At 72.5% G+C, this 22,480-nt stretch carries 20 protein-coding genes; 9 read left to right on the top strand and 11 right to left on the bottom strand.

The genetic code is table 11. The annotated features are described in order from the left end of the window. Window positions 1-469 precede the first annotated feature (469 nt). Window positions 470-1,231 (bottom strand): precorrin 6A synthase, encoded by a 762-nt coding sequence (cobF, locus tag ACYVLJ_RS36835; RefSeq protein ID WP_460442135.1) that lies wholly within the window; start codon window positions 1,229-1,231, stop codon window positions 470-472. Between the two features lie 78 nt (window positions 1,232-1,309). Between cobF and ACYVLJ_RS36830 the strand changes: the two genes are divergently transcribed. From ACYVLJ_RS36830 to ACYVLJ_RS36820, 3 genes are read left to right on the top strand one after another with little or no spacing between them, the layout of a single operon-like run. After that, window positions 1,310-1,516 carry a heavy-metal-associated domain-containing protein gene (locus ACYVLJ_RS36830; RefSeq protein WP_451987586.1) on the top strand — a complete coding sequence of 69 codons (207 nt, stop codon included), beginning with the start codon at window positions 1,310-1,312 and terminating at the stop codon, window positions 1,514-1,516. Further along, window positions 1,513-3,627 (top strand): heavy metal translocating P-type ATPase, encoded by a 2,115-nt coding sequence (locus tag ACYVLJ_RS36825; RefSeq protein WP_460442134.1) that lies wholly within the window; start codon window positions 1,513-1,515, stop codon window positions 3,625-3,627. Before ACYVLJ_RS36830 ends, ACYVLJ_RS36825 begins: the two co-directional genes overlap by 4 nt. A 55-nt stretch (window positions 3,628-3,682) precedes the next feature. Next, window positions 3,683-3,964: a metal-sensitive transcriptional regulator gene (locus ACYVLJ_RS36820; protein WP_086678475.1), complete on the top strand. Its 282-nt coding sequence runs from the start codon at window positions 3,683-3,685 to the stop codon at window positions 3,962-3,964. Here the strand turns inward: ACYVLJ_RS36820 and ACYVLJ_RS36815 are convergent. From ACYVLJ_RS36815 to ACYVLJ_RS36805, 3 genes are all read right to left on the bottom strand, one after another. Next, the gene (locus tag ACYVLJ_RS36815) at window positions 3,961-4,656 is read right to left on the bottom strand and encodes a CPBP family intramembrane glutamic endopeptidase (protein ID WP_460442133.1); all 696 of its coding nucleotides are present in this window, start codon (window positions 4,654-4,656) and stop codon (window positions 3,961-3,963) included. The genes ACYVLJ_RS36820 and ACYVLJ_RS36815 overlap by 4 nt on opposite strands. A gap of 82 nt (window positions 4,657-4,738) precedes the next feature. Continuing rightward, window positions 4,739-5,881 carry a coiled-coil domain-containing protein gene (locus tag ACYVLJ_RS36810; RefSeq protein WP_460442132.1) on the bottom strand — a complete coding sequence of 381 codons (1,143 nt, stop codon included), beginning with the start codon at window positions 5,879-5,881 and terminating at the stop codon, window positions 4,739-4,741. Between the two features lie 120 nt (window positions 5,882-6,001). Next, entirely contained in the window at window positions 6,002-6,721 is a 720-nt protein-coding gene (locus ACYVLJ_RS36805) for an MgtC/SapB family protein (RefSeq protein WP_460442131.1), read from the bottom strand. A gap of 111 nt (window positions 6,722-6,832) precedes the next feature. On the opposite strand from ACYVLJ_RS36805, the gene ACYVLJ_RS36800 reads away from it, so the two are divergent. After that, on the top strand, window positions 6,833-7,504 hold the full coding sequence (locus ACYVLJ_RS36800; RefSeq protein ID WP_460442130.1) for a maleylpyruvate isomerase family mycothiol-dependent enzyme: 672 nt from the start codon (window positions 6,833-6,835) through the stop codon (window positions 7,502-7,504). 3 nt (window positions 7,505-7,507) lie between these two features. Here the strand turns inward: ACYVLJ_RS36800 and ACYVLJ_RS36795 are convergent, their stop codons facing one another. The 3 genes from ACYVLJ_RS36795 to ACYVLJ_RS36785 form a co-directional block, all read right to left on the bottom strand. After that, complete coding sequence (locus tag ACYVLJ_RS36795; protein ID WP_460442129.1) at window positions 7,508-8,836, bottom strand: copper resistance CopC/CopD family protein; 1,329 nt, start codon at window positions 8,834-8,836, stop codon at window positions 7,508-7,510. Continuing rightward, the gene (locus ACYVLJ_RS36790) at window positions 8,833-9,408 is read right to left on the bottom strand and encodes a hypothetical protein (RefSeq protein ID WP_451987600.1); all 576 of its coding nucleotides are present in this window, start codon (window positions 9,406-9,408) and stop codon (window positions 8,833-8,835) included. Before ACYVLJ_RS36790 ends, ACYVLJ_RS36795 begins: the two co-directional genes overlap by 4 nt. A gap of 159 nt (window positions 9,409-9,567) precedes the next feature. Then, the gene (locus ACYVLJ_RS36785; protein ID WP_460442128.1) at window positions 9,568-10,257 is read right to left on the bottom strand and encodes a winged helix-turn-helix transcriptional regulator; all 690 of its coding nucleotides are present in this window, start codon (window positions 10,255-10,257) and stop codon (window positions 9,568-9,570) included. A gap of 250 nt (window positions 10,258-10,507) precedes the next feature. On the opposite strand from ACYVLJ_RS36785, the gene ACYVLJ_RS36780 reads away from it, so the two are divergent. The 3 genes from ACYVLJ_RS36780 (at window position 10,508) to ACYVLJ_RS36770 (ending at window position 15,692) form a co-directional block, all read left to right on the top strand. Beyond that, a complete protein-coding gene (locus ACYVLJ_RS36780) occupies window positions 10,508-12,814 on the top strand; it encodes a TOMM precursor leader peptide-binding protein (protein WP_460442127.1) in 2,307 nt (768 codons plus the stop codon). Window positions 12,815-12,863: 49 nt separating this feature from the next. Beyond that, window positions 12,864-14,303 carry a SagB/ThcOx family dehydrogenase gene (locus ACYVLJ_RS36775; RefSeq protein WP_460442126.1) on the top strand — a complete coding sequence of 480 codons (1,440 nt, stop codon included), beginning with the start codon at window positions 12,864-12,866 and terminating at the stop codon, window positions 14,301-14,303. A gap of 123 nt (window positions 14,304-14,426) precedes the next feature. Further along, window positions 14,427-15,692, top strand: coding sequence for a sensor histidine kinase (locus ACYVLJ_RS36770; RefSeq protein WP_451987608.1), 1,266 nt, complete (start codon window positions 14,427-14,429; stop codon window positions 15,690-15,692). Here the strand turns inward: ACYVLJ_RS36770 and ACYVLJ_RS36765 are convergent. Further along, a complete protein-coding gene (locus ACYVLJ_RS36765; RefSeq protein WP_460442125.1) occupies window positions 15,661-16,296 on the bottom strand; it encodes a response regulator transcription factor in 636 nt (211 codons plus the stop codon). The two genes, ACYVLJ_RS36770 and ACYVLJ_RS36765, sit on opposite strands and share 32 nt — an antisense overlap. Window positions 16,297-16,463: 167 nt before the next feature. Then, complete coding sequence (locus ACYVLJ_RS36760; protein WP_451987612.1) at window positions 16,464-17,213, bottom strand: helix-turn-helix domain-containing protein; 750 nt, start codon at window positions 17,211-17,213, stop codon at window positions 16,464-16,466. Window positions 17,214-17,691: 478 nt separating this feature from the next. Between ACYVLJ_RS36760 and ACYVLJ_RS36755 the strand changes: the two genes are divergently transcribed. Continuing rightward, the gene (locus tag ACYVLJ_RS36755; RefSeq protein ID WP_451987614.1) at window positions 17,692-17,883 is read left to right on the top strand and encodes a hypothetical protein; all 192 of its coding nucleotides are present in this window, start codon (window positions 17,692-17,694) and stop codon (window positions 17,881-17,883) included. A gap of 324 nt (window positions 17,884-18,207) precedes the next feature. Next, window positions 18,208-18,813 carry a response regulator transcription factor gene (locus ACYVLJ_RS36750; protein ID WP_451987616.1) on the top strand — a complete coding sequence of 202 codons (606 nt, stop codon included), beginning with the start codon at window positions 18,208-18,210 and terminating at the stop codon, window positions 18,811-18,813. A 426-nt stretch (window positions 18,814-19,239) separates the two neighbouring features. Here the strand turns inward: ACYVLJ_RS36750 and ACYVLJ_RS36745 are convergent, their stop codons facing one another. Together ACYVLJ_RS36745 and ACYVLJ_RS36740 are read right to left on the bottom strand one after the other, a co-directional pair. After that, window positions 19,240-21,606 (bottom strand): sensor histidine kinase, encoded by a 2,367-nt coding sequence (locus tag ACYVLJ_RS36745; RefSeq protein ID WP_460442124.1) that lies wholly within the window; start codon window positions 21,604-21,606, stop codon window positions 19,240-19,242. 176 nt (window positions 21,607-21,782) lie between these two features. After that, window positions 21,783-22,295: a thioredoxin domain-containing protein gene (locus ACYVLJ_RS36740; RefSeq protein ID WP_460442123.1), complete on the bottom strand. Its 513-nt coding sequence runs from the start codon at window positions 22,293-22,295 to the stop codon at window positions 21,783-21,785. Window positions 22,296-22,480 lie beyond the last annotated feature (185 nt).

Genomic DNA, 22,480 nt, shown 5'->3' with positions numbered 1-22,480 from the left:
AGCTAAGCCTGACAGCGCCGATGGTACTGCAACCGAAGGGTTGTGGGAGAGTAGGACACCGCCGAACTTACGTTGGGGAAGGCCCCGGTCGAGGACCAGACATGGTCCTCCCGGGGCCTTTTCTCATACCCACCATCACGCGAGTCGACCCTCCAATCACACGTGTCGACCCTTCAAGCACGCGTGTCGACCCGGCGGCCACGCGTGGCCACCGTTCAAGCCCATCGCACCGGCGAGACCCGAGGTCGAACCGGCCCGATCGAAGCCGGACCTCACCGCTGCGACCGACCGACTCCCGTGCACGCCAGGCCGGTCCCCGCGACCGAACAGGCATCACCCGCGCCCGAGCAGGCATCATTCGTGACTGGGCGGGCATCACGTGTGATTGCCGGGGCATCTCACGTGATTGAGGAGGCATCTCGCGTGATTGAAGGCCATCACGTGTGATTGGAGGGTCGACACGGGTGGGTTAGGGGGTGGGGCGGCGGAGGAGGTAGGTGTCCATGATCCAGCCGTGGCGTTCGCGGGCCGCGGACCGGGCCGCGCGGATCTCCGCGGCCAGCGCCGAAGTCAGGGGGCCGGACAGCAGGATTTCGTCCGGTGTGCCGACGTACGCTCCCCAGTAGATGTGCAGGCCCGTGTCGGTGAAGTGGTCGAACGTCGTGTGGGCGTCCAGCAGGACGAACACGTCGTCGACCTCGGGGGGCCAGCCGGACGCCAAGCGGCGGCCCGTTGTCAGCTGGACCGCCCGGCCGATCTGGTTCATCGTCGTGCGGTGGCGGGCCACCAGTGCCGAGATGCTGCTGATCCCCGGGATCACCTCGTAGTCGAACGCCACGTTGCCGCGCGCCAGCACCGCCTCGATCAGCGCGATCGTGCTGTCGTACAGCGACGGGTCGCCCCACACCAGGAACGCGCCGGCAGCGCCGTCCGGGAGCTCCGACAGCAGCACCCGCTCGTACGCCGATGCGCGCGCCGCGTGCCAGTCCGCCACCGCGGCCCGGTAGTCCGCCGGCGTGCGGTCGCGGGGCGGGTCCGCGACCAGCACCACGCGGTGGGGCCGGGTGACGAACCGGTCCAGGATCTCCTGGCGCAGCCGGACCAGGCCGGCCTTCTCCTCGCCCTTGTCGAGCACGAAGAACACGTCGACGCGGTTGAGCCGGTCGATCGCCTGCACCGTCAGGTGCTCCGGGTCGCCGGCGCCGATCCCGATCGCGTAGAGCTTGCGCATCCCGCGAGTCTGACGGGGCCGGGTGTGGAACCCCTACCCCCGATGGGTATAAAGGAAGGAGATCGAAAGGAGCCGCCGATGACCGAAGCGAGCTACACCGTCGAGGGCATGACCTGCGGGCACTGCGCCACCTCGGTCCGAGAAGAGGTCTCCGAGCTGGCAGGCGTCCGGAACGTGGACGTCGACGTCGAGAGCGGGCGCGTGACCGTGACCAGCGACACCCCGCTGACCCCGGACGCGGTCGCCGCCGCCGTCACCGAGGCCGGTTACCGCCTGGTGGCATGAAGCCCGCCGAAGCGACCACCGCGGAGCGCGTCGAGCTCGCCATCGGCGGCATGACGTGCGCGTCCTGCGCCGCCCGCGTCGAGCGCAAGCTCAACAAGGTCGACGGCGTGACCGCGACGGTCAACTACACGACCGAGAAAGCCCAGGTCAGCTACCCGAGCGGGCTGTCGGTCGACGACCTCACTGCCGTCGTCGAGGCCGCCGGCTACTCCGCGCGGCTCCCCGAGCCCGAAGCGCCCGACGAGACGCCCACCCTGCGCAAGCGTTTGCTCCTTTCGGCGGCGCTCACGGTCCCGCTGATCGCCCTGGCGATGGTCCCGGCCTGGCAGTTCGACTACTGGCAGTGGGTCTCGCTCGTCCTCGCCGCCCCGGTCGTGACGTGGGGTGCGTGGCCGTTCCACCGCGCCGCCGCGGTCAACCTGCGCCACCTCACCGCGACGATGGACACGCTCATCTCGCTCGGCGTCGTCGCTTCGGTGGCCTGGTCGCTCTACGCGCTCTTCTTCGGCATGGCCGGCGAGATCGGCATGCGCCACGGCTTCGAGCTGATCAGCTCCGGCGCGGCCGGCGACAGCCTCTACTTCGAGGTCGCCGCCGCCGTCACCACGTTCATCCTGGCCGGCCGCTACTTCGAAGCCCGCTCCAAGCGGCGCGCCGGCGCCGCCCTGCGCGCGCTCATGGACCTCGGCGCAAAGGACGTCACGCTGCTTCGCGACGGCGAAGAGCACCTGATCCCGGTGAGCGACCTCCGCGAAAACGACCTCTTCGTGGCGCGGCCCGGCGAGAAGATCGCCACGGACGGCGTCGTCGCCGAAGGCGGCTCCGCGGTCGACACGAGCATGCTCACCGGCGAGCCGGTCCCGGTGGAGGTCGGCCCGGGTGACGCGGTCACCGGCGCCACCGTCAACGTCGGCGGGCGGCTGCTCGTGCGCGCCACCCGCGTCGGCGCGGACACGCGGCTGGCGCAGATGGCACGCCTGGTCGAGGCCGCGCAGAACGGCAAGGCCGAGGTCCAGCGGCTCGCCGACCGGGTGTCGGCGGTGTTCGTGCCGGTCGTCGTCTTCCTGGCGCTGGCGACGCTGGTGGTCTGGCTGGCGAGCGGCGGGAGCCCCGAAGCGGCGTTCACCGCGGCCGTCGCGGTGCTGATCATCGCCTGCCCGTGCGCGCTCGGCCTCGCCACGCCCACCGCGTTGCTCGTCGGCACCGGCCGCGGCGCGCAGCTCGGCATCCTCATCAAGGGCCCCGAGGTGCTCGAGTCCACCCGCCGCGTCGACACCGTGGTCCTGGACAAGACCGGCACCGTCACCACCGGCCGGATGACGCTCGTCGAGGGTGACGGCGAGGTGCTCCGGCTCGCGGGTGCCGTCGAAGCCGCGTCCGAGCACCCGATCGGCCGGGCGATCGCGGAGGCCGCCCGGCAGCGCTTCGGCGCGCTCCCCGCCGTCACGGACTTCCACAGCACCGCGGGCGTCGGCGTGACCGGCGTGGTCGAAGGACGCGCCGTCAGCGTCGGGCGAGCCGGGAAGACCGGAATCGCCGTGACCTGGGACGGCGAACTGCGCGGCACGCTGACCGTCGCCGACACGATCAAGCCGACGTCCGCCCGGGCCGTCGCCGAACTGCGCGCACTCGGGCTGAAGCCGGTGCTCCTGACCGGGGACGACACGCTCGTGGCCCGCGCGGTCGCCGCCGAGGCGGGCATCGACGACGTCGTCGCCGAGGTGCTGCCCGAAGGCAAGGTCGACGTCGTCAAGCGGCTGCAGGCCGAGGGGCACGTGGTGGCCATGGTCGGCGACGGCGTCAACGACGCGGCCGCGCTCGCCCAGGCCGACCTGGGCCTGGCCATGGGCACCGGCACCGACGCGGCCATCGAGGCGAGCGACCTGACGCTCGTGCGTGGCGACCTGCGCGCCGCCGCCGACGCGATCCGGCTCGCCCGGCGCACCCTCGCCACGATCAAGGGCAACCTGTTCTGGGCCTTCGCCTACAACGTCGCCGCTCTGCCGCTCGCGGCGCTCGGCCTGCTCAACCCGATGATCGCGGGTGCGGCCATGGCGTGCTCGTCGGCGTTCGTGGTGAGCAACAGCCTCCGGCTGCGCCGCTTCCGCTGAACCCCCGGAGGGTATAGTCGGTGGTCAGGGACGCGACAACGGGGACAGGTGGGCGATGACGGGTTACGGCACCGAGCGGGAGGCTTATCTCAAGCGCCTGCGCCGGATCGAGGGGCAGATCCGCGGGCTGCAGCGGATGGTCGAGCAGGACAAGTACTGCATCGACATCCTCACCCAGGTTTCCGCGGCGACGAAGGCACTGCAGTCGTTCTCGCTCGAACTGCTCGACGAGCACCTGGCGACCTGCGTGGTCCAGGCCGCCGCGGCCGGTGGCGAGGAAGCCGACCTGAAGGTCCGGGAAGCGTCCGACGCGATCGCCCGCTTGGTGCGGTCCTAGCGCACCAGCACGGCCAGGGTGAGGCCGCCCGCGTTCGTCGTGAAGTGCACGATCACGGACGCGAGCACGCCCCGCCCGAGGTGCCGCCACCAGTGCAGGAAGATCCCGGCGACGCCCGCCGCGGCCATCGCCAGCACCTGCAGCACCACCACCGGCGTCGAGCCGAACACGGCGTGCACGGCGGCGTTGCGGCCGATCGCCAGTGCCGGCAGCGCGTGCCAGAGCCCGAACAGCGCCGCCGAGCAGAGGATCGGCGGCCAGCGCCACCGCTCGTCCGTCGCGCCGAACAGGCCCGGCAGCACGCCGCGGAAGGCGATCTCCTCGATGAGGACCGTGCCGAACAGGATCCGCCCGCACGTCAGCCAGAGCAGCTGGCCGAAGTCCGGCTCGCCGACGCGGCCGTCCTGGTAGACCGTGCGCAGCGCCGGCACGGCCAGGGCGATCCCGAACACCACGGCGATCAGCGCGGCGCCGGCCAGGCCGACCAGGGCTGGACGCCGGAGCGTCGCGAGGCCCAGGTCACGCCACGTGCAGCCAGCCGCGCGGCCGAGCGCGACCAGCAGGGAAGCCGCGACCAGACCGCACACCGGGTACGCCCAGCCGGGCAGCACGCGGTTGGCCAGGGTGGTCGACGAAGCCAGCGTCACGAGCGCGGCGATCAGGGCGAGCACCCGCCGGAGAGGCCAGGTCAACGGACGACGTCCCGCGAGGTCAGGGCGATCGTCGGTACTCCCACGTCCCGATCATGCTGGTTGCCCGGCCGCCGGGCAAGGATCAGCCGACGGCGTCGGTGAGGTCTCCCGCGGGTGAGCGCCGCTGGACGGGCATGCGTTTCGACAGCGGCAGGGTGGCCTCGGGGTCGAACTTCGCGGGGCGATCGTCGAGCGCGACGGCCGCTTCGGCCAGCAGGGACCGGCAGCCGGCGAGGCTCGCGTGGAGCTTGTCGCGGACCTCGGTGAGGGCCGTGACCTCCTGTTTCGCGGCGCCGACCAGGGCTTTGCCGTGCTCGGTGGCTTCGGTGACGACCTGCGCGGCTTCGGCCTTGGCGGTCTTGACCAGGTCGGCGGCCTTGGCCTGGGCGGCGGCGAGCTTGCGTTCGCCGGTCGCGATCACCTTGGCTGCCTCGGCTTCGGCGGTCTTGACCAGGTCAGCGGCCTTGGTTTCGGCGGCGGCCAGCTTGTGATCGCCCGTCGCGATCACCTTGGCTGCCTCGGCCTCGGCGGTCCTGACCAGCTCCGCGGCCTTGTTCTCCGCCGCCGCCAGCTTGCGTTCGCCGCCGGCCACCAGGTCTTCGGCTCGGTGGGTTGCGTCGGTGATCAGCTGGTTCGCCTTCGTGCGGCCGGCCGCTTCCTGCTCCGCCAACTCGCGCATCGCGTCCGCGCGGCGGACCGTCATCGCGCGGGTGTGGTCCTCTTCCTGCTGGGCCCGGCGGTGCGCGGCCGCTTCGTCGAGTTCGCGACGGCGCTGCTCGGCCGCGCGCAGGAGTTCTTCGTGCTCGGCGCGCTGCCGCACGGCCTCCGCCTCGGCTTCGGCGACCAGACGGCGTTCCTTCTCGGTGAGCCGGACCGCTTCCCGCTCGGCCTCGCGGCGCAGGCGCTGGGCGGTTTCCGTTGCCCGGGCGGTGATTTCGTTCGCTTCCTCGCGGGTGAGCTCGATCATCCGGCGCGAGCGCTCCTGCAACGCGTCCGGCTCGATCGGGGTGCGGCTGATCCGGTCGATCTTCACCCGGAGCTCACGGTTGTCCTCGGCGAGCGTCGCCGCGCGATGCCGCGCGGCATCGCGTTCGGCGGTGACTCTGTGGATCTCGGCCTCGGCCCACGCCACGTATTCCGCGACCTGAGCGCGGTGAAAACCGCGCCACGCCAGGTCGAATCCGGGCTGCGTGCGCGCCACGTCCTCGCCACCGCCGGGGGCCATGCCTCACCTCCGAATTGGATGGTTTTTCCTCGGCCGCACGTTTTCCTTGCGGTACCGGGGAATTCCGTGTGCACCCCAGTGTGCCGCAAACCCGCCCCCGCGCGCTCCCCGGGCGGGTGATCATTCGTCGAGCGGTTCCCCGGGGCCGGTGGACGCGCTCCGCACGCCCGGCAGTTCGGCGAGTTCGGCGGCCAGGTCGTAGAGATCACCGCGGCCGTCGAGGCGCAGCGTCACGACCGCGATCCGTTGTCCCTCTTCGGAAAGGGACTCGTGGTCGACGTCGACGTGGTGCACCACCCAGCCGCGCCCGGTGCACACGGCGAGCGCCGCGCGGAGGACGCCGTGGCCGTCGGTGTAGCTCAGCTGGATCACCGGAGGTTCACGGCGGTGGCGCGCGACGAACCGCTGCAGCGGCGGGAAGCCACGGGTCACCACGAAGTGCCCGGCCGTCGTGGCGACCGCGAGCACCGGCAGGCCCGCGCCGCACGCGGTGCCGACCGCGGCGGTGAGCCAGATCGTCGCCGCCGTCGTCAGGCCGCGCACCGCGTCCCGGCGGACGAAGATCAGGCCTCCGCCGATGAACCCGATGCCGGACACGATCTGCGCGGCGATCCGCGACGGGTCGAGCGCGACGTGCTCGGTGCCCAGCAGGTCGGCGAAGCCGTACTTCGACACCAGCATGAACACGGCCGAGCCGACGCCGACCAGGCTGTGCGTCCGCAGCCCGGCGGCCTTCATGCCGGCTTCGCGCTCGAGCCCGATGGCGACGCTGAGCACGAGCGCGAGCACGACCGGCGGCAGCAGTTCCCACTGCGCCGACGTGGACCACAGTGTGGGCAAGGTCACGACCTCCCGGGGTCTCGCGGGGCGGCAAGCAGGGAGAACCGCGGGCGCCGCCACCTGGGCATACTGGGCCGGAAGCACCGATCGTGCCAGGTGAGGTGGGGACACGTGACAACGACTCGGCCGGTCCCGGCGCCGGACTTCGTGGGCTACCCGGAAGTGCGGCGCGGCATTCGCGCGCTGCTGGGCCCGCGGCCCGGTGCACACCGGCACCCCGTGCCCGCGTGTCCCGAGTGGACCGTCACGGACCTGCTCGGCCACCTCACCGAGATCGCCGAGCGCGTGCTCGTCCGCCACGGCGGCACCCCGCCGGTTTCGACGGCGTCGACGGTGCCGGAGCTGCTCGACCACTGGGACGACGTCGGTGAGGAGCTCGACCGGCGGCTCGAGGAGGCGGGCGGGCGGACCGGCGAGATCATGGTGATGGACGCCTACACCCACGAGCTGGACCTGCGCGCGGCCCTCGGTGTGCCGCCGCCCGGCGAGCACGTCGCCCGCGCGCCGAGCTTCGACGTGCTGGTCCGCGGCCTGTCCGGGTCGATCGCCCGCCGCGGGCTCCCGGCGTTGCGCCTGCGCACCACGGACGGCGCCGAGTGGCAGGCGGGCGACGGCCACCCGGCGGCGACCCTGACGGCCCCGGCCCACGACCTGTACCGGGCCCTGGCCGGACGGCGTTCCCTGGCCCAGCTGTCCGAGCTGGGGTGGAGCGCGGAACCGGGGCCGTGGCTGCCCGCGTTCACCTGGGGCCCGTTCGCCCCGCCGGACGTGCCGGGCGTGTGAGGCTCAGCCGCCCGGCGGGGTGACCGTCAGCATCGCCGCCAGGGCGAGCACCACGACGCTGAGCAGGACTTCCACGGCCACGGCCTGCCGCAGGCGGCGCAGGTCCGCCGTCACCGTCTTCGTCGTGCCCTCCGGCGGGCCGGTCATGCTCCGGCGCACCGCGCGGCGTGAGCGGCTCGCGACCGCCAAGAGCGCCGCGAACCCGGCGGTCTTGAGCAGCACGAGCAGGCCGAACTCGGTGGTCCAGAGCGTCTTCAGGGACGGCATGATGCGCAGGGCCAGCACCGCGCCGCTGAGCGCGATCGCCGTCACCGCGCCCGCCGCGAGGCGGGAAAACCGGGCCGCGACCGGGGCCAGGTCCTCCTCCGGCGCCGGGCGGTACAGGCCCATCGCCAGCTGGACCAGCCCGCCCGCCCAGACGGCGATCGCGCCGAAGTGCACCAGGTCCGCCGAGACCGAGACGAACATGATCGGGTCCGTGACCGGGTGGCCGGTGGCCGAGAACGTCAGCAGCACCAGGAAGCCGGTCACCATGGCCAGGTTCTCGTAGCGGGACCGCAGCCGGTCCGGCAGCCCGGGCCGCAGCAGGCGGGGCAGCAGCACCGCCAGCGCGGCGACGGCGGCGAGCCTGAGCAGCAGGAGTTTGCCGTAGGCGACGCGCAGGGTGTCCGCCAGCAGGCCGGTGTCGAACACCGCCTCGAGGTCGCGGCCGGCCGCGTACGGGCCCTGCAGGACGAACGTCGCGGCGGCGGTCACCGCGACGACGCCGGCGCCCCAGCGCAGCAGCAGCCGGGCCCGGCGGTCGGTGCGGGCGGCCGGGCGGCACAGCACGACGAACGCCAGCCCGCCCAGCAGCACGACGCCGAGGTAGGCCAGCCAGCGGACCACCGTCGAGGCGAAGTCGACGCCCGGGTCCGTGCCGGTCGCCGCCGAGACCGCGCCCGCCGACGTCACCAGCGGGCCCGAGCCCACGACGAAGGCGAACGTGCCGCGGACCGGGTGCGAATCGGCCGAGACGAAGGCGTACTCGACGAGGTAGCCGGCATCCGGCAGGTTCGGCTTCAGGCGCACCGCGAGCTGCTCGGCGACGTCGCCCGGCTGGAACACCGGGCCGCTGTCGACCTGGTTGCCCGCGAGGTCCACGACCTTGATCGAGCCCAGCTGGATCCCGACGTTCTCCGACAGGGTGACCGACACCAGGGACGGCGCCGCGCTCAGGCGGGCGCCGTCCCCGGGGGTCGACGAGACGATCTCGACGTGGGCCGAAGCCGGAGTGGCGCCGAGCACCAGCCAGCCGGTGAGGAAGGCCAGCAGGGCCAGCGCGCGCTTCACGACGCGGCGAGTGCGGTCTGCTTCGGCGCGCCGCAGAAGCAGCCGGTCAGCTCGCGTTCGGCGGCCGAGGCGCGCCGGTGCAGGATGACCGCGACGATCATCGGGATGGTGACGATCGTGTTGTAGAACAGGTGCAGCTCCACCCGCGGCACGAGCAGCTGGATGATGCTGGTCGGCACCTTCTGGCCGGCGAGCCGCCAGCCGGTCTGGGCCTGGATGAACAGCAGCAGGTGCTCGATGTGGTGCCAGAACTGGATGCCCAGCGCGAGGTTCCACCACTGGCGCGACCGGCCGGCGAAGCCGTGGCGCAGGACCCACAGGAACACCAGCATCACGAGCGCGTACCCGTAGTGCAGCCATTCCTGGGAGATCAGCCACGGGAACGGCATCCCGAGCACGCCGCGCGCGCGGGACGTCGGCCAGCCGAGGCCGTAGATCTGGACGGCTTGCACGACGTGCTCCGCCCAGTGCGCGAGCACGATGACCATGAACACGGCCAGGGCCCGGTTGTGGTACTTCCCGTTCAACGTCCCCAGGAAGCCGGCCGGCCGAACGAACTCGGAGGTCGACATGTGCTGCCCCTTCTCGACAGGGCCGAAAGATCGGCTGCACCGACCTTAAGGGCCGGATTGCCGGTTTTCGTTACTCCGGATTGCCCATTTCCCGCTTGCGACAAGGGCCGGGCGGGCGCCCCCTGCGCGCCCGCCCGGCCCCGTCGCCGCCTGGGGAAGTCAGTGGAAGGCGATGCCGTCCGGCAGCTCCGGCTTCGGCGGGATCCGGAACAGCTTGGTGAACAGCTCGAGGTGGGCGAAGTCGCCTTCGATCCGCACCCGGCCCGAGGCGAGCGCCTCGGACGCGGTGAGCTGGCCGTTGACCAGGTCGATCAGCTCCGGGCCCTGCGGCTCGATGACCAGGTCGGCGGCGGGGTGCTCGCCGGAGCCGACCTTCAGGGCACCGTCCTCGACCATCGCGTGGATGATCAGGGAGTCGTGGTGGCGCAGGACGTAGGTGACGTGCACGCCGGCCGCGGCCTCCGGCTGGAACGTCGTGTAGAGCGACAGGATGGCGGCGTCGTTGGTGAACACGTCGTCGTCCTTCGGGTGCCCGAGCGACCGCGCGCCCCAGAGCCCGAGGTCGAGCAGGATGTGGTCGAGCTCGCTGCCGTACTCGGTCAGCTCGTAGACCAGGCTCGCGTCCAGCTGGGGCAGCACGCGGCGGCGGATCACCCCGGCCTGCTCCAGCTCGTTGAGCCGGGCGGACAGGATGCTGGCCGGGATCCGCGGCAGGCCCAGCTGCAGCTCGGTGAACCGCTTGGGGCCGAGCACGAGGTCCCGGATGACCAGCATGGACCAGCGTTCCCCGACGATCTCGAGAGCACGCGCGAGGCCGCAGAACTGTCCATAGGTGCGAGTGGTCGTCATACTCGGTCCTCACTTGTGGTCTCAGTCGAAAGGCCGGGGGCGGGCGCCCGCGGGGCTGTGCCCTCGCGATCCAGGTTGACGGCCCACCGGCGGCGCCGACCAGTGCGCGATGCACCCCTTGGACATGCGTTACGCGTGAATCGGCATGCGTTTTGCACGTCCCGTTCGGTGCGCGGCGCACTGGCCGCAGGTCGGCGCGCCGGAGAAGAATTCGGGTTCTCGGATCGCGCGCACGGGATGAGGAGTGCAGATGAGCGGATCGGCCGTGCAACCCGCCCCGCACCGGACCCGGGCCGCCGCGCCGCCGGCCGCCGGGACACCCGTGCTCGCGTTCAAACGGCACCTGCGCGCCGAAGTGCGGGCCGGCAAAGGTGCCTACCTCTTCTCCGAACAGGGCGTGATCGCGATGCGCGGCGCGCGGATCGAGTCACTCGCGCCGCTGCTCGACGGCACCCGCGAGCTCGGCGAGGTGCTGCGGGCCCGGCCGGCGGGGATGTCCCCCGAGGAGGTCGCCGCGATCGTGACCGAGCTGGTCGACGCGGGACTGGTGTCGGTGCGCCCGGCGCCCGGGCCGGCCACCGACGAGCGGGAGCTCGCCTACTGGGACGCGTGCGGGGTCGACGCCTCCCGGGACGCCCGCCACGAGGTCCGGCTGCTGGCCGTCGGCGACGACGTCGACACCCGGCCGGTCGAGCACGCGCTCGCCGACGCCGGGCTCGAGATCGCGCCGTCCGGTTCGGCGGCCGGTGAAGCGGACCTGAGCATCGTGCTGTGCACCGACTACCTCGACCCGCGGCTGGGCGAGCTCGACGCCGAGCACCGGCGCACCGGCCGGCCGTGGCTGCTGGCCCGGCCGTTCGCCGCGCAGGTGTGGATCGGGCCGGTCCTGCGGCCGGGCGACTCGGCGTGCTGGCACTGCCTGACCAACCGGCTCTGGGGGCACCGGCACGCGGAGGCCTGCGCCCAGGAGCTCCTCGGCCACGAGGGGCCCGCGCGCCGCCCCGCCGCCGCGCTGCCGTCGCTGACCGCCGCCGCCGCGCACCTGATCGCGCTCGAGGCCAGCAAGTGGCTGGCCGGCTACCGCTACGGCGGCCAGGAGAGCGTGTGGGTGCTCGACACCCTGGACCTGCAGGGCAAGCTGCACGAGCTGCGCCGCCGCCCGCAGTGCCCCGAATGCGGCGACGCGACGCTGGTGGCCGCACGGGCCGCCCAGCCGGTCCGGCTGGAGTCCGCCCGCAAGACGACCTCGACCGGCGGCGGGCACCGCACCGCGACCCCGGCGCAGACGCTCGAGCGCTACCGGCACCTGGTCAGCCCGGTCACCGGGATCATCCGGGACGTCCGGCCCGACCCGGCGGCGCCGTCGTTCGCCAACGTCTACCGGTCCGGCTACAACGTGGCCCGCGGGGTGACCGGGGTGAACGGCATGCAGGCCGGGCTGCGCAGCGAGAACGGCGGCAAGGGCGTCAGCCCGATCGACGCCGAGGTCGGTGCCCTCTGCGAGGCCGTCGAACGCTTCTCCGGCAACTACCAGGGCGACGAGCTCAGGTTCCGGGCTTCCTTCGACGAGCTCGGCGCGGAGGCCGTGCACCCCAACGACTGCATGCTCTTCGCCGAGCGCCAGTACGGCGAACGGGCCGCGTGGAACGCCGCGCACGGCCTGTTCCAGCACGTCCCCCGCCGGTTCGACCCGGCGGCGCCGATCGACTGGACGCCGGTCTGGTCGCTGGCCGGGCAGCGGCGGCTGCTGCCGACCGGGTTGCTGTACTACGGCGCGCCCGCCACCTGCGGCGTCCGCGGGCTGCACCCGGACTCCAACGGCGCGGCGGCCGGGAGCAGCCTCGAGGACGCCGTCCTCCAGGGCACGCTCGAGCTCGTCGAGCGGGACGCCGTCGCCCTCTGGTGGTACAACCGGACGCCGATGCCCGGGGTCGACCTCGGCTCCTTCGGCGACGGCTGGCTGGACGAGATGAGGGGCAACTACGCCGGGCTGGGCCGGGAGCTGTGGGCCCTCGACGTGACGTCGGACCTCGGGGTGCCGGTGTTCGTCGCGGTGTCCCGCCGCACGGACGGCCCGCACGAGCACATCATGTTCGGCTTCGGTGCCCACCTCGACCCGCGGATCGCCCTGCGGCGCGCGGTGACCGAGCTGAACCAGATGATCCCGGACGTCGAGGTCCTCGGGCACGACGTGAACGACCCGGACGCGGCCCGGTGGCTGGAGTACGCGACCGTCGCCAACCAGCCCTACCTGCGGCCCGCGCCCGGCGAGCGGACGCGGACCCTGGCCGACTTCGGGTTCGTGCACCGCCCGGACGTGCGGGACGACGTCGCGGCGCTGGCGAGAACGGTGGCGGCCGCGGGCAGCGAGCTGTTCGTGCTGGACCAGACCCGGCCCGACGTGGGCCTCCCGGTGGTCAAGGTGCTCGCACCCGGGCTCCGGCCGTTCTGGGCCCGCTACGCTCCCGGCCGGCTGTTCGACGTCCCGGTGCGCCTGGGCAGGCTCGCCGAGCCGACGCCCTACGAGCGGCTCAATCCGTTCCCGATGTTCCTGTAGCACACTGCGTGCACAGAACGGCGTTTCGTCGTGAATATAGGAGTTTGCGTTGGCTGCCGAGAGCCCGCGAGGGCACGCCGAGACGGTCCGGCTGTGGTCGTTGACCGAAGACACGCTGATCGAAGCGGGTGACGACGGGTCGCTCGTGGCGATCACCTGGTGGGGCGAGTACGACTTCCCCGGCGCGGCCGACGGGGTGCGCGAATCCCTCGGCAGGCTCGCGCTCGGGCCGGTGTCGATGGCGAACCTGGCCGCTTCGGGCCACGCCGGCAACGACGCCTGGCGGCTGTCCCTGCGCAAGATCCTCACCCGGCTGTCGGGTTCGGTGGTGCACTCCCTGGCGCTCAACGACGGCCGCGGGCCGGTGCTCTCGGCGATCCCCGTGACGCAGTTCCCGGTCTTCCCGGACGGCCCGCTGCCGGCCGGGCGGCAGGTCCGGCTGTCCCGGTTCACCGCGCTGCGGGCCGACGACGGCGCGCTGCTCGCCGAGTCGCCGGGCGCGCGGTACAAGGTCGCGCTGTTCAGCCCGCCCGCGGTCGTGATCGCCTCCGCGCTGGCCTCGCCGGCGACGGTCGGGCAGCTGGCCGAGGCCACCGGGGTTCCCGAGCCCGTGGTCGCCGACGTCGTCGAGTTCCTCGTCGCCGCCGGGGTCGTGCTCCTCGGCGACGCCGAGGGCCGGTTCACCGAGCACGGCGACCCCGACATGGCGACCTGGTCGCACGACGACCTGATCTTCCACGCGCGCAGCCGCACCTGGCAGAAGGGCTCGCCCGCCGACCCCGGCGCCGGCCGCGCCGGCCACGAACCGCCGGTGGTCAAGCAGGTCACGGCCGGGCCGACGTTCCCGCTGTACCGGCCGGACCCGGCGGCGCCGGAGGCCGGGGAACCGACGCTGACCGCGCTGCTGGAGACCGACCACGCCTGCCCGGAGTTCAGCGAACGGCCGCTGTCGGCGCGGCAGCTCGGCGAGTTCCTGTTCCGCGCCGCGCGGGTGCGCTCGGTCGGCCCGGCCCACCTGCCCGGCGGGCCGTCGCACGAGGCTTCGCAGCGGCCGTACTTCAGCGTGGCCTGCCTGTACGAGCTGGAGATCTACGTCGGCGTCAACCGGTGCACCGACCTCGCCCGCGGCATCTACCACTACGACCCGCTGTGGCACACGCTCACGCTGATCAACGACGACGCCGCGGTCCTGGACAACCTGCTGGACATGGCGATGATCGCCGCGGGCAGCCACCGCCACCCCTCGGCCCTGCTGACCATGACGGCGCGGATGGCCCGCATCGCGTGGGTGCTCGGCGGCGCGGCGTACGCGACGACGCTGCTGCACCTCGGCGCGCTGCAGCAGGTCTTCTCCCTCGCCGCGCGGGCGATGGGCCTGGCCGCGCACGCGGTGCCGGTCGACTCCGGCGACCGCGTCGACCGGGCGTTGAAGCTCGAGTGGCCGGCCGAGGTCAGCGTCGGGGAGTGCGTCCTGGACTTCCCCGAGTAGCCGCCGTCCGCCGCGAAAATCCCCCGTGACGGCGAGCCGGATCCTCAGGAACGGCTGTTAGATTGCAGTCTTGGGATATGGCAGCGTTTCTGGGGAGGCGCCGCGGTGGTCGCTTCAGCGAGAATGACCGACGCAAGCGTCCGATCGACGTATTCGCGGTGGGCAAAAGGAGCAACGCGGCCGAAGTCGCGTTCGGACACCGCGAACCGGCTGCCGGGGAAGGCGTTCCCGGCCCGGCTCGTCTACACCGTCCACGCCGGGGTCTGCTTCGGCATCGGCGTGCTCGGCCTGCTGGGTCCGTTGCGCGACGTCCGGTCCTGGCCCGTCTCGCTCGCCGCGTCCGGCTACGCGGTGGCCCTCGTCGCCGTGCACCTGGTCGGGTTCGGCTACGGGCGCATCCGGTTCCGCGGCCCCGCGCTGGCGCTGCAGGCCGTGCTGGGGCTCGTGCCGGTGTTCCAGCTGGGCGTCGCCTGGAGCGTACTCAGCAGCTTCTTCGTCGGCAGCGTGCTGCTCGTCGCCAAGCCGGTGGTGTCGCTGCCGGTGCTGGTGTTCGTCTCGAGCGGTGTCGGCGTGCTGTCCGCGAAGGCGGGCGAGCCCGGCGAGTCCATTGCGGACGGTCTGCACGGCGCGGCGCTCACCGCGGTCGCCGCGGTGGCCGTGTTCGGCCTGGCCTGGTTCGTCCGCCTGGCCGCGGAACGCGAGCACGGCAGGCGCGAGCTGACCGCCCGGGTGGTCGCCGAGGAACGGATGCGGTTCAGCCGGGACACCCACGACCTGCTCGGGCTGAGCCTCTCGGCCATCACCCTCAAGATCGAGCTGATCCGGCGGCTGGTCGACACCCAGCCGGCGCAGGCCCAGCAGGAGCTCACCGAGCTGGTGACCATGTCCCGCAAAGCACTCGCGGACGTGCGCTCGGTGGCGGCCGGGCAACGGGAACTGTCCTTGGCGGACGAGTGCGCGGCGGCGGCCGCGGTGCTCGACTCGGCCGGGGTGACCGTGCGGTTCGACCGGGCGCTGCCCGATCACCTCCCCGAAGCCGTGGCCACGACGTTCGCCACGGTGCTGCGGGAGAGCGTCACCAACGTCGTGCGGCACAGCCAGGCGTCCTGGTGCGAGTTCGCCGTCGGCGCGGCGCGCGGCGAAGCGTGGCTGCGGGTGGCGAACGACGGCGTCGTGCCGGGCGGAGCCGAGGAGTGCGGAGAGGAGCACGGCTGGGGGCTGCGGAACCTCGCGCACCGCGTCAGCCTGCTCGGCGGGGAGCTCACGGCCGGGGCCCGGCCGGAGGGGACGCACCTGCTGCGCGCCAGCGTCCCGCTCGAGCCCTTCGGGGCCGGTTCGCGGCGCTCGTCCGGCCCGCTCAGAGCCATTCGGCGTCGGTGGCGATCCTGATCGCGTGCACCCGGTTGCGGGCGTTGAGCTTCGTGACCGACGCGGCCAGGTAGTTGCGGACCGTGCCGGGGGAAAGGAAGAGGTCCGCCGCGATGTCGGCGACGTTGCGCCCGCGCGCGGCGAGGGCGAGGATCTCCAGCTCCCGCGGGGTGAGCGGGCAGTCGTCGGCTTCCCAGGCGGACAAGGCGAGTTCGCTGTCGATCACCCGTCTGCCGATGGCGACCGAACGCACCGCGTTGGCGAGCTTGTCCGACGGGGCGTCCTTGAGCAGGAAGCCGTTGACCTTGGCGTCCAGCGCGCGGCGGACCGTGCCCGGACGGCCGAGGCTGGTCAGGATCAGGGTGTGGCACTCCGGCAGGTGCTCGTGGATCTCGGTGGCCGCGGTCAGGCCGTCCTTGCCCGGGAGGTCGATGTCGATGACCGCGACGTCGGGCAGGGTGGACTTGGCGGCGGGCAGGATCTCGTCACCGGAGTCCACTTCGGCGACGACCTCGATGTCGGATTCGAGGCTCAGGAGAGCGACGAGGGCACCTCGGACCATGTCCATGTCTTCGGCGAGCAGAACCTTGATCACGTTGTTCCTCGCTTCCCCCAGTCGAGCCATTTCCCCGTGCGGAATTGTACGCCATTGCGCGATCCCGCCGGAGGATTCGCCGGTCGCACCCGCGCGGCCGGGCCGGTGAATCGGCCGCCGAATTCCCGGGTCGCGGTGCCGTCGCGACCACCCGTTCGGGCGCGGGAATCCCCATTCCCGCGCCCGAACGGGACCCCTCAGACCGCAACCGGGTGCCTGGCCGGGGCGTGCCGCAGGTCGGGCAGCGCCAGCAGGACCGGCGGGTCGAAGCCGTGCCGCGGCCGCAACCGGACGTCGGCCAGGCTGGCGGCCACGCCCCGGTGCACGGTCACCGGGCCGGTCAGCCCGGTCATGGGCCGCAGCCCGCGGTCGTCGTTCGGGCAGACGCCGAACGCGTGCGTGATGACGTACCACGAGCCCAGCGGCACGTCGCTGAGCGTGTACTGGCCGGCGCCCGGCAGGATCACGTGCCGCGCCGGGGCGCCCTCGGCGATCTTCGCCGGGAAGAGCCCGACGAACACCGGGCCGGTCTCCGCGCCCGGAACGCGCCAGACGTGGCCGCGCACGGTCGCCTCGGACCCCGGCTGACCGGTGCGTTCGGCGATCCGCGGCGAGGTGCCGCGCAGCTGCCGGTACCCGGTGGGCGAGAAGCCGACGCTGCCGCTGAACCGCGCGCTGAACGTGCCGACGCTGTTGTAGCCGACCTGGTGGCTGATGTCGGCCACCGAGATGGTGGTGGTCGCGAGCAGCCGCTTCGCTTCGGCCAGCCGCAGTGCCGACAGGAACCGTCCGGGGGACAGCCCGGTCGCCCGGAGGAAGACCCGGGTGAAGTGGAACTTGCTGAACATCGCGGCCTGGGCGAGGTCGTCGATGGTGAGGCGCTCGCCCAGGTTGTCCCGCATGGTCATGATGGCGCGTGCCACGGCCTGCCGCACGATTTCGTCCATGGTGGCCGTCCCTCCCGTCGCCGGTACCCACCGATCCACGCCCCCTGCGGACGTGTTCGGCGCCGGAAAATTGGTATGGCAGAACTGTAGGTCGGAACCCGTCTACTTCTTAAGTGCTCAGTGCACCGTTCCGAATGGATTTCACCGGGTCCCGACATGCGTTTTGCATATGCGCGGGAAGGTGTTTCGCACGGGACGCCGGCGGAGGTGTCGTGCGGGCCGTGAACGGGCATGCACCGGTGTGACGACGAGCGGTTTTGGTCGCTCAACGCGTCGAGCCGACCCCGCACCGTGACGAAAATGCACCCGGTCGGTCGATCAAGCGCGCCCTGTTACTCCATCCGGCCCCGTGAACGGGACTACCCGGAGCAGTCATAAAGCACGGTGGCCCGGTGATGCGGGCACTGGCTCCCGAGAGGCCGTCGGCGCACCATTTATGACACGTGAAGCATTCATCTTCGCCACTGGGGAGTACACAATGTCCGTTCAGTTTTCCGCTGACGTCCACGCGCTTTTCGAAGACCTGGGTATCGAGGTCGAAAAGGTCCGCTCGATCAAATCCGGCCTGGTCATCGACCGGTTCGACCGCCCGTCCGGTGGCGGCGCGGTCCGGGCGACGGCGTGCGTCTCCGTCGCCGTCGCGGTCGAAGAGGTCGGGTTGGCCGCCTGACTGGTTTGGACCAGTATCGGTGCTGGTCCGCGCCGTTGCGAGCCGGTCATCGGAGTGCTTGTGCACTCGGGTGGCCGGCTCTCTCGTATGTCGTGCGTCCACTGGCGACTCGACCTGGAAAATTTTCAACGCGAATGGCAAACGCAAGTTTGCGTTACGTGTGGTAGTGGTCCGGACGCGTATTGCGTGTTTTTCGCGACTTAGTGCCCGCCGCACCGAGTATTGCGCTCTGGAGGCCCCGAACGGACCAACCCGGAACTCGGCCGGAATGTTTAACTGTGCTTCTGGGGAGAACTGGGGAGTTCCTGAGGCGGAGGCGCCCTCGTGATCAAAGTGCTCGTTGCCGAAGACATGCACATCGTCCGCGGCGCGCTGGTGGCGTTGCTCCGGCTGGAGCCCGACATCGAGGTCGTCGCCGAGGTGGCGTCCGGTCCGGAGATCCTGCCCGCGGCCCGGTCGGCGGCCGCCGACGTGGCGATCATCGACATCGACCTGCCGGGCAAGGACGGCCTCACCGCGGCCGGTGAGCTGCACGAGCAGCTGCCGGGGTGCCGGACCCTGATCCTGACCAGCCTGGGGCGTCCCGGGACGCTCAGGCGGGCGCTGGACGCCAAGGTGAGCGGGTTCCTGCTGAAGGACGCGCCGCCGGACAAGCTGGCCAACGCGGTGCGCGGGGTGATGGCGGGCCGCCGGATGGTCGACGGCGACCTCGCCCTGGCGGCGTGGGACAGCGTGGACTGCCCGCTGACGGCCCGCGAGCTGGACGTGCTGAGGATGACGTCCCAGGGGTACGGGACGGTCGAGGTGGCCGCGCGGCTCTACCTCTCGGCGGGCACGGTCCGGAACTACCTGACGACGGTGGTGGCCAAGCTGGGGGCCCGCAACCGCGTGGACGCGATCCGGATAGCCCGCGAGTCCGGCTGGATCTGACGCCCGGCGGGCCCGGCCGGCCGGGTGCCGGGGCGCTGCCGTGCTGGCGGTTGCCGGGTGGATCGGGCCTCGGCCGAAGCCGCGGGCGAGGGCCCGGCCGGGCCAGGCGGCTGGGGGCGGGGGCGTTGCCGTGCTGGCGTGGTTGCCGGGTGGATCCGGCTGGATGCCGCGGGCGAGGACCGCGGCCGGGCGCCGGGGCGTTGCCGTGGTTGCCGGGTGGATGCGGCTGGATGCCTTGATCGGGGCCGCGGGCGGCGGCTTGGCCGGGCTAGGCGGCTGGGGGCGGGGGCGTTGCCGTGCTGGCGTGGTTGCCGGGCGGATCCGGCTGGATGCCGCGGGCGAGGACCGCGGCCGGGCGCCGGGGCGTTGCCGTGGTTGCCGGGTGGATCCGGCCTCGGCCGAAGCTGCGGGCACAGCCGGGCCGGGCTAGGCGGCCGGGACCGGGACCACCGCGCGGAGCCGGAAGCGGCCGTCGTCCACTACCTCGGCGGTCAGCTCGCCGCCCAGGTCGGATACCCGGTGGGCCAGGTTGCCGATCCCGCTGCCCGAGTTGCCGCCGCCCGGGGAGCCGTTGCCGTTGGTGGCGGGCTTCGCCGCGGGGCGGGCCGGGCCGTCGACCCCGTCGTTGACGATCTCGAGCGTCACGCCGTCTTCCGTGCGGCGCAACGCGATTTCGCACGTCTCGACGCTGCTGTGCCGGAGGACGTTCGTGACGCCCTCTCGCAGCACCACCGCCAGCGCGGTGCGGACCGGGGCCGGCAGGTCGTCCTGCAGCATCTCCATCCGCACCCGGACGTCGGCCGCGGCCAGCACGGACCGGGCCGACTTGGACTCGCTGTCCAGGGACAGCTCGCGGTAGCCGCTGGCGACCGAGCGGACGTCGGTGAGCGCCTGCCTGGTCAGTCCCAGGATCTCGAGGAGCTCTTCGGTGGCCCGGGCGCGGTCGAGCGGCAGCACCCTGGCCGTCAGCTCGCTCTTCAGCGCGATCGCCGACAGGCTCATGCCGAGCAGGTCGTGCAGGTCCCGGGCGAACCGGAGCCGCTCCTCGGCGACGGCCATCTCGGCCAGCCGGCGCCTGCTGTGGTCCAGTTCGGCGGCCAGCCGGTCGAGCCAGAGCATGCCGAACACGATCAGGCCGGTCATCACGGTGCCGGCCGAGAACAGGATCGCGAACCACGTGTCCTGCCCCGCCTGCCCGGCGACGTACTGCAGCCACAGGTAGACGCCGGTGTTCGCGGCGAACAGCAGCCACCCCGCGACCGGGGGCAGCACCAGCAGCCCGCAGCCCATCAGCAGGGACGGCATGCTCACCCAGTCGTGCTGCAGGGGCAGCAGCGGGAGGTAGATCAGGCAGGCCTGGACGAACAGCATCGCGATGCTCTGCCCGGAGCGCAGCCGCGTGGTCGGCCGGTTGAAGTAGGCGAACTGCAGGGTGAGCAGGGCCGCCACGGAGCCGGCGACCAGCGCGATGTGCCAGGCGTTCGTGGTCAGGAGCAGCTCGTGGAGCACCGCCGCGATGCCGAGCAGGCCGAAGACGACCGGCTGGAGCACGCGGATGCGCCGCGACTCGGCGTTGGCCGTCCGGTTGTCGTCGCCCGCCGGGGCGACCGGTTCTGCCTGGTCGGGGAGCGGCAGCTCGACCCGCAGGCGGAACCGGCCGTCGTCGCCGGTGCCGGTGGTCACCGAACCGCCCAGCGCGGCGACCTCGCCGGGGAGCCGGGCCAGCAGGTCGGACTCGGCGGGCAGCCGCTCGGCGTCGACGCCGTCGTTGACGATCACCAGGCTGACCCCGCCGCGCTGGCGGCGGACGTCGATCTCGCAGTGCTCGACGTCGCTGTGGCGCAGCACGTTGGTGACGCCCTCCCGCAGCACCTTCGCCAGCAGCGTGCGGGCCTGGACCGGCAGCTCGGCCTGGTCGAGGTGGACCCGCACGGCGATGTCGGACGCGGTGAGCAGCGACTGGGCGGTGCGGAACTCCTTCTCCAGCGACAGCTCGCGGTAGCCGTGGGACACCGCGCGGACGTCGGCCAGCGTGCGCTGGGCGATGGCGGTCATCTCGGCCAGCTCGGCCTTCGCCTGCTCGCTCGACTTCCGCAGCAGGCGGTGCACCAGCTCACCCTTGAGGGCGATGGCGGAGAGGCTGATGCCGAGCAGGTCGTGCAGGTCCCTGGCGAACGCCAGCCGCTGTTCGGCGACCGCGCGCTGGGCCAGCTCGGTCCGGGCCCGGTGCAGCTCGCGGATCGTCCGGGCGAGCCGGGTGAGCAGGTAGAAGGACAGGCAGTAGAACCCCACGCTGGCGACCGTGTAGACGGCCAGGAGCGGCGGGTCGTAGAGCAGCTCGACCCAGAGCACGCCGCCCAGGTTGAGGACGAACAGCGGCCACGCGAGCCGCGGCTGCAGGACGAGCAGCACGGCGCCGCCGAAGAACACCGGCATCGCCGACCAGACCGCGTCGAACGTCAGGACCGGCACGTACCCGAGCACGGCCAGCACGACCAGCAGCACCTTGCTCAGCGTCGAGTCGAGGCGGACCGACGGCCTGCTGTAGTGCAGCAGCTGGATCGCCAGCAGCACGGCGACCGCGGCGACCGCGTAGCCGACCTGCAACGGGCTGATCGGCAGCGGGAACAGGGAGGCGAGCAGGACGAACCCGAAGCCCGCGACGACGACCGTGATCATCGCCGCCGCCAGGTAGGCCGCCAGCTTCGGCCGCTGGTCGACGACGCTGGTGCCCCGGGCCTCGGACCCGGCGTTCAGCGCTTCCGGCAGGCTCGTCACGGTTCCCGGAGACATCGGCTGCGGTCCTCCGGCGGGTCGGCGGTGCCCGGAGCCTGCGGCTCGGTCCGGGCGGAACTCGGTGTGCATGCTCCGGGGAATCCTATCTCATGACGGCTCCCCGTCGTTACGGCGAAGAGTGGCTCTGCCTGGGGATTTCGGCCCGTGCCGGGCTGCCGGGTCCGGATACTGGTTCAGCCCAGTTGGGTGCCGGGGACGCCGACGAGGTCGAGGAAATCCAGGTACGGCACGGCGATCGAGCCGAGGTGCCGCACGAACCGCCCGTCCAGGCGGAAAAAGCTCAAGCCGGGGGTGTCGGCCTCACCGCGGGCGGTGCCCGCCAGGTACCGGGTGGCCGGGAAGTCGGCGCCGAACCCGTTGTCCACGGCGGAATAGCCGGGCAGCTCGCGGCCGAAGTGGCGCCCGTACTGCGCGAATTTCGCATACGGTGTGTGCGAAACGACCACGAGCCGGGTGTCCGCGGCGTGCAGGACGGCGGCGACCTCGCCGGCGGGCACGGCGGCGCCGGGGTCGCTGACGTCCGGCATCCGGTGGTGCACGGCGAGCCACCGGTGCCCGCCGAACAGCCCGGCCAGGGTCACGCGGCCGGCCGGGCCGACGAACTCGTGGGCCGTGGCGGACACGGTCCGGGGCCGGGGTGGCTTCGCCCGGGTCGGGGTGGGATCGGGCAGCACCAGCTGGGTCATGATCGCCTCCTGGGTGGCAGCTCCTGTCGCACCCGCGGATTCTCCGCCGGGGGACGGGCCGCGGTCACCGGTTGCGCGGCGATCACGGCAAGGTGGGAGACGCCGCCCGGCGCGTCGCGTGCCCGGGCGCTTCGGGGGCCGGGTGGCGGAGCCCCGGCCTCAGGGCGCAGCTCCGGCGGTTACCG

It is taken from the genome of Amycolatopsis stemonae, assembly GCF_054781455.1.
Note: the sequence above shows the minus strand (reverse complement) of the source record. Positions and strands in the feature narration are given on the sequence as shown.